Raw genomic sequence first — 1,470 nt, forward strand, 5'->3', positions numbered from 1 at the left:
ATTTTCATGATCTGAATATGCAGCGCAATGTTCAACGCTATCCAGTTGGCAATGCATTGCAACTGTGCGGCTTGTTCCTTGGTATAAAAATGGGTTTGATGATGCGCGACGTTAAGCGTGCCCAAGCACATTTGACCATGCATCAGCGGCGCATCCATACACGTGCCCATACCGCTGGAGGTCAACATGACGCAATCTAGCTCGTCGGATTGAGAAACGTCGTCGCAAATGATCAGTTGTTGGTTTTTGAACACACGCCCGACGAAGGCTTGATCAATCGGCACGAGAAAATCGGCAGGAATCGCTTTGTTGCCGGAAAAAGAGTAGACCTTGAGGTAGTCACTGTTTTCGTACAGCGTAATGCTGGTGCGGTCAGATTCAAAAATCCGATTGATCCATTCTGCGACAGTATCGAGCACCTGCTGTAACGTCTGTGATTGAGCCAAAAAGTGAACAAAGCCGATCGGTAAACATATTGGGCTTTCCATGTTTTGCGTCGACAAGTCATTTGGGTCAAAAGTTCTTTCAAGTCTCAATAGCCATCTCCCTAGACATTCCTCTAAATGTAAACAATAAGTAACACGCAGCTATTTTCAAGAAAAATACGTTCCTTTAACAGAGTATGGTTTATTTCTCGCCACTTGTGAGTGTCAGGTTGCTTAATGTGAGCTTGAACTCATGTCTAAACCGATAATTTTTATGCCTAATTAGCAAGAGGTGACCATTCGGTAAAGCGTAGCGAAGACAGCAAGAATAAGAGAGATTTGTTAAACATTTGAGAGCGCAGGTAAGAAAAAGCCCCGCTGAATGAGAAGGGCTTGGTTGCTCGAGTTCGAGCTTAACTTTCTTTGTAGTGCTCTAAAATCAGTTGGCTGATTTGCGCGATCAGCTGATCGCGAGCTTGAAGCGAAAGGTCGGTGTCTGTGACGTAAATACTGATGTAAACCGGCTTGTAGTTGTCTTTCCAGATCATCGCGCTAATGCCGCGTGAACCGTAGTTACCTGCGCCAGAGCGGTCTGCAATCGACCAGCCTTTTGGCAGAACAGAGCGCATGAGCGAATCCGATACTTTGTTGTCTTGCATCCAGATTTTCAGCTGTGTGCGTGACTCGTAAGATAGGGCGTTATCTTCCATCAAGGTGTGTAGGGTGTTTACCATGGCGTTAGGCGTTGTGGTGTCTCGCTTGTCGCCCGGTTTTGCTTCATTCAAACGGGGTTCCAATCGGTCAAGTCGCGTTGCTTTGTCGCCAATAGATCGCAAAAACAGCGTGACCGCTTTAGGACCACCAATTTCATTTAGCACTAAGTTCGCGGCGGTGTTGTCGCTCATCAACATGGCGGCCTCACAAGCGTGTTCGATACGTGTGCTTTGTCCAGCCAGTTTATCCATCACCGGAGACCAAACCACAATATTGCGTTCATCGATTTTCGCTGTGGCATTTTTGTTGAGTTTGCCGCTGTCCATGTCGC

2 protein-coding genes are annotated in these 1,470 nt (G+C 46.8%); both read right to left on the reverse strand.

Translation table 11 applies throughout. The annotated features are described in order from the left end of the window. Nucleotides 1–536, reverse strand: a 536-nt coding sequence (locus tag R7P72_RS24255) for a GAF domain-containing protein (protein WP_318110863.1), incomplete at its 3' end; no start/stop codon positions are given. A gap of 302 nt (nucleotides 537–838) precedes the next feature. Next, nucleotides 839–1,470 (reverse strand): class A beta-lactamase (bla, locus tag R7P72_RS24260; protein ID WP_318110864.1); only part of this gene is annotated, 632 nt, incomplete at its 5' end.

The sequence above is a fragment of the Vibrio sp. Vb0888 genome (genome assembly GCF_033338835.1).
Lineage (GTDB): Bacteria > Pseudomonadota > Gammaproteobacteria > Enterobacterales > Vibrionaceae > Vibrio > Vibrio alginolyticus.